The sequence below is a fragment of the Mucilaginibacter sp. P4_G9 genome, from assembly GCF_056400985.1.
On sequence record NZ_JBFUKF010000366.1, the window covers coordinates 1 to 4,933 of the forward strand.

At 43.4% G+C, this 4,933-nt stretch carries 5 protein-coding genes and 1 pseudogene; 5 read left to right on the forward strand and 1 reads right to left on the reverse strand.

Features of this window, described 5'->3' with window-relative positions; genetic code table 11:
- The 3 genes and pseudogenes from AC1DPZ_RS21770 to AC1DPZ_RS21780 form a co-directional block, all read left to right on the forward strand.
- Positions 1-182, forward strand: a pseudogene (locus AC1DPZ_RS21770) (ferredoxin--NADP(+) reductase); the annotation flags it as partial.
- A gap of 2 nt (positions 183-184) precedes the next feature.
- Positions 185-493 carry a 2Fe-2S iron-sulfur cluster-binding protein gene (locus AC1DPZ_RS21775; RefSeq protein ID WP_477407383.1) on the forward strand — a complete coding sequence of 103 codons (309 nt, stop codon included), beginning with the start codon at positions 185-187 and terminating at the stop codon, positions 491-493.
- Between the two features lie 336 nt (positions 494-829).
- Positions 830-1,972 (forward strand): carboxypeptidase-like regulatory domain-containing protein, encoded by a 1,143-nt coding sequence (locus AC1DPZ_RS21780; protein WP_477407385.1) that lies wholly within the window; start codon positions 830-832, stop codon positions 1,970-1,972.
- Between the two features lie 87 nt (positions 1,973-2,059).
- On the opposite strand, the gene AC1DPZ_RS21785 is transcribed toward AC1DPZ_RS21780, so the two are convergent.
- Positions 2,060-2,497 (reverse strand): RrF2 family transcriptional regulator, encoded by a 438-nt coding sequence (locus AC1DPZ_RS21785; protein WP_477407387.1) that lies wholly within the window; start codon positions 2,495-2,497, stop codon positions 2,060-2,062.
- Between the two features lie 137 nt (positions 2,498-2,634).
- Here AC1DPZ_RS21785 and hmpA point away from each other — a divergent pair, with 137 nt between their 5' ends.
- Together hmpA and AC1DPZ_RS21795 are read left to right on the forward strand one after the other, a co-directional pair.
- Positions 2,635-3,846: an NO-inducible flavohemoprotein gene (hmpA, locus tag AC1DPZ_RS21790; RefSeq protein ID WP_477407389.1), complete on the forward strand. Its 1,212-nt coding sequence runs from the start codon at positions 2,635-2,637 to the stop codon at positions 3,844-3,846.
- Between the two features lie 235 nt (positions 3,847-4,081).
- Positions 4,082-4,882: an MBL fold metallo-hydrolase gene (locus tag AC1DPZ_RS21795; RefSeq protein WP_477407391.1), complete on the forward strand. Its 801-nt coding sequence runs from the start codon at positions 4,082-4,084 to the stop codon at positions 4,880-4,882.
- Positions 4,883-4,933 lie beyond the last annotated feature (51 nt).

A 4,933-nucleotide genomic window follows, 5' to 3' on the forward strand; every position in this document is an offset into this window, starting at 1 on the left:
GCACCAATGTTGACCGCATTTATGCCATTGGCGATATCAACACCTATCCGGGTAAATTAAAGCTGATACTTTGTGGTTTCCACGAAGCGGCGCTAATGGCCCAAAGTGCATTCAAATACGTTTACCCCGAACAAAAACTGAGTTTTAAATACACCACCGTTTACGGCGTAACCGCCTTTTAGCTATGATCAACTTAATTATTGAAGACCGCAAAGGCGATCGGCTGCCTGTAGAGATCCCCGAAGGGATTAACCTGAGCCTGATGGAAGTTTTAAAAGCATCCGAATATGATGTGCTGGCCACCTGCGGCGGCATGGCCTTGTGTGCCACCTGCCACATACAGGTACTGGAAGGCCCCGAACAATATTTTACTGCCACGGATAATGAGCTCGACATGCTGGATACCTTGCCCAATGCAGATGAACATAGCCGCCTGGCCTGCCAGATGCGGGTTACGGAGGAGATGAGTGGGTTGGTGGTGAGGTTGATGTAGGGAAGAAAGAGTCAAGAAATTAGAGTCAAGAATCAAGATGAAAAATTCAGGTATCACGTCCCCCTCAGGGTCTCTCCAGAGGAGGACCCTGAGGCACCATACAGATCAAATATGCATAGTTTTATACTTAGCAAGCGGCCTCAGGGTCCCTTTTCAAGGAGACCCTGAGGGGACAGAAGAGCACCCTGAGGCACCATGCTGGTCAAATTTGCATAGTTTCACACTTAGCAAGTTGCTTCTGGGTCTTTTTTAAAAGGTATTCTAAATAGACCAGAAAATTCTTCGGTTTACTTACCGCCTATAGCCAAACTCAAACTAATTCGCTAAATTTCCCTCATGAATGCCCAAGCCTCATCATGGAAATTTAAGTGCCTGCTTATTCTGCTGCTTTTAACCTGCGGCGGTACTCTAAAAGCCCAGCAAACTTACTCCATTAAAGGCATCGTTAGGGATGATACCGGGCCTTTGCCTGGTGCAACGGTGTTCCTTACCGGTACAAAAGTGATCACTGCCTGCGATAATGATGGCCGGTTTCAACTGGATCATATTTCACCGGGATCATACGGCCTGGTGGTAAAAATGATAGGTTTTGTGCCGCAATCTGTTCCGGTTATTATCAAAAATCATTCGGCGCAGCTAAGCCTGGTTTTAAAAACCAATACCAATGCGCTTAAAGAGGTAGTAATTACTGCCGATAATAACTGGGAGGAACATTACAGGGAGTTTAAAAGATCCTTTTTGGGCACCACACACAACGCCGGCGATTGCCAGATCATTAACCCCAGGGTGCTTTATTTCCACTATGATAAACCAACACAAACCCTTACGGCAAGCGCCGATGAATTTTTAATTATCGAGAATAAGGCGCTGGGCTATCGCATAAAATACCTGCTTACCGGTTTTGAACATGATGGGGCCAATAACATATCAGGATACCAGGGCTATCCATCCTTTGAGGAAATGACAGCCAAAACAGAAAAGGAAGCCGCCCGATGGAAAAAAAACCGGCAAACGGCTTACACTGGCTCTATTATTCACCTCATGAAATCTATTTACAACGATAAGGTATATGAAGCGGGTTTTGAGATTTATAAACTAATAAATAAGCCACCTCCGGGTGTAAAATATACCAACGAGAACCGCATAATTTTTGATGACCGCCAGGTAATGGTCGATTCGTTATTAACACCTACGGATAACAACTTTAAAACCTTTACTTTCACGGGTGCCCTGTTTGTTGTTTACACCAAAGACCGCGAGCCGGCAGGTTTTGAAAACAGTGGTTTTAAAATTGAACGGCCCGCACGTGCCAAATTTCCTAAGGGACAAATGTCGATGGTGAACCTGATGGATAGCAGTGTATCTATTGATGGCCAGGGCAATTACAGTCCAACCAGCGGTTTATTATTTGAGGGCTTTATGGCCTATGAACAAATTGCTGACCTTACCCCGCTGGAATTTGCGAAGGATGAAAAATAATATTTAAGCTAAAAGCTGAATGCAGAAAGCCCAAAGCTTTTGATTGAGGGGACAGAAGTGTTTTGAGGCTACAGGGTTAGCATTTCCCTATTTTTTTAATGACAACAAACCATCAATCAGCTCGGTGTTAAACTCACCTATGGTGGTGGTATTTAATAAAATGTGAATCCGGTCCCTGATATCTTTAAACTCGTTGTGCAAAGGGCAAGGGTTCACTTCCGAGCATTGTTTAAGCCCTAAAGCACATCCATAAAACAAGCTGTCGCCATCAACAGCCTCTACAATATCACTTAATGGCCTGCTTAACGAGGGCGGCTCTATAAAAAACCCGCCATGAGGACCTTTAAACGAGCTGATGAGCCCCCTTCTGCTTAAATCCTGTAATATTTTAGCCAGGTACAACTCGGGCGAATCGATACCGGTTGCAATATCCTTTATACTAACCCTGCCCCCTGCAGCTGTTTTATGAGCTATATAGAACACCGCCCTTATAGCATACTCGCACGTTTTTGAAAAAATTGCCATCCTGTAAAGCAAAGATAAGAATTAATAAAAGATATTTTTGTCTTTTATTAATTAAGGCTTAGATTTGCCCTGTTGAACAACCGGAAATCTTAAACAAGCAATTCTATTTAAGATAAAAAGGTATTAATATATTTATTATGACAAACGATCAAAAAGACCTCATCCTTGCCACCGTTCCGATTTTGAAAGAACATGGCGTATTGCTAACCACTCATTTTTATGGCAGGATGTTTAAACACAATCCCGAATTAAAAAACATGTTTAACATGGGAAACCAGCAAACAGGTAAACAGCAAACCGCCCTGGCCATGGCTGTACTTGCTTATGCAGAAAACATTGCCAATCCATCTGTACTGCTACCCGTGGTTGACAGGATTGGCCAAAAACATATCAGTTTAGATATCCGCCCCGAGCATTATGCCATAGTTGGCAACCACCTGCTGGCATCTATCAGCGAGGTTTTAGGTGATGCCGCTACCCCCGAAATTTTAGAAGCATGGACAGTAGCTTATAACCAGTTAGCCGCATTAATGAGCGGTCATGAGGCAAACTTATACCAGGACCAGGTTTTAAAACCAAACGGCTGGACAGGCTGGCGCTTGTTTAAAGTAGGGAAGAGAGAAATGGAATCGGCAGAAATATGTTCCTTTTACTTATACCCAGCAGATGGCGGTAAAGTTCCGCACCACAAACCGGGTCAGTATATCAGTATCAAACTCTTTCTTCCGCAGCTAAACATAACCCAGGTACGCCAATACAGTATTTCAAGTGCGCCAAATAATGATTATTACCGTATTTCTGTTAAACGGGAAGCAGGGGCAAACGTTGACGTTAATGGCATGATAAGCAATTTACTGCATGACGAAATTACCGAAGGCAAACAGGTAGAGCTTACCTCGCCGGCAGGCAATTTTATCCTGCCCGATAATTTAGATACGCCGGTAATGTTTATTAGTGGCGGCGTTGGCTTAACGCCTTTAATGAGCATGGTACAGCACTTAACCCAAAAGGGAACAAAACAGCCCATTACCTGGCTTCATGGCTGCCGCAACGAATCGGTACATGCCTTTAAAAACAATATCAATGAGCTGGCAATTAACAATGCAAATTTTAACCAGCATATTTTTTATGATGTAACGTCTAAAGAAAATATTGCCGAAAACATTTATGATGGCCATTTAAATATAAACAGGATTAACAACCTGCATCACCATCCCGAAACCCGTTATTATGTATGCGGGCCCTCATTTTTTATTCAGAAACAGTTTAATGATCTGAAGGAATCAGGAATAAATGCCGACAAGATCTTTTTTGAAGAATTTGGCCCGCAGCTATTACAGCTAAATTAAATTCCATCTCTTATCTTGTAAAAACCCCGCCACAAAATTAAATTTGAGGCGGGGTTTATTGTTTCGGGGCCCCTCACAGCGTTAGCAATTTCACGCAAAGACGCCAAGGCGCAAAGAAAAAATAAGCAAATCAATTGCGTCTCTGCGTCTTTGCGTGAAAAATGACTTAACTTAATAGCATTGAGAAGACACCGAGGGGACATAACAATCCACTTATTTCTACCACCATATTACCATGTCATTAACTCCTTATATCTGCACTACCTGCGGTGTACAATACCCGCCATCGGCAACTCCGCCTTTGCATTGTAAAATTTGCGAGGATGACCGCCAATACGTGAACCCTAAAGGCCAGAGCTGGATTACGCTTGCGGAGTTAAACCATCAGCATAAAAACATTATTGAAAAGGTAGCCCCAAACTTATATGCCATTTACACCGAACCTGCATTTGGCATTAACCAGCGGGCACATTTACTGGTAACACCCGGAGGCAATATTTTATGGGATTGTATCAGCAATATTGATGAGGCAACCATTGCAGCGGTAAATAAGCTGGGCGGCATAAAAGCCATAGCCGTTTCGCACCCACATTATTTTTCGACCATTGCCGAGTGGAGCAAAGCTTTTGGCGATGCCACCGTATACATAAACGCACTTGACGAAGAATGGCTGGGACGCAGGGACGCGCCCATCCACTTATGGACTGAAGAGGAAATTGCTTTATGGGACGGCATCCAACTGATCCGTTGCGGCGGGCATTTTCCTGGTGCAAGTGTGCTGTATAGTCCGCAAAATGATGGCTTGTTATTGGTTGGTGATGTGATACAGGTAAGTCCGGACCTTAAAACTGTTTCGTTTATGTATAGCTATCCAAATCTTATCCCGCTTCCCAGGAAGGATATACTACAGGTTCAAAATGCGATAAGCGGAAAAGTTTATGAAGCCATGTACGGCGCTTTTGGGCGTTATATTTTAAAGAACGCCAGGGCTGCGATGGATTTTTCGGTGAAGAGGTATTTGAGGATCTTTGAATAGGGCTTCTTGGAAGCTGTTTAAAAATAGGTCGTCATTGCTTCGTACCTACAC

Coding starts and splice junctions, on each gene's coding strand:
- AC1DPZ_RS21775 (WP_477407383.1), top strand. CDS start 185: ATGATCAACTTAATTATTGAAGACCGCAAAGGCGATCGGCTGCCTGTA.
- AC1DPZ_RS21780 (WP_477407385.1), top strand. CDS start 830: ATGAATGCCCAAGCCTCATCATGGAAATTTAAGTGCCTGCTTATTCTG.
- AC1DPZ_RS21785 (WP_477407387.1), bottom strand. CDS start 2,497: ATGGCAATTTTTTCAAAAACGTGCGAGTATGCTATAAGGGCGGTGTTC.
- hmpA (WP_477407389.1), top strand. CDS start 2,635: ATGACAAACGATCAAAAAGACCTCATCCTTGCCACCGTTCCGATTTTG.
- AC1DPZ_RS21795 (WP_477407391.1), top strand. CDS start 4,082: ATGTCATTAACTCCTTATATCTGCACTACCTGCGGTGTACAATACCCG.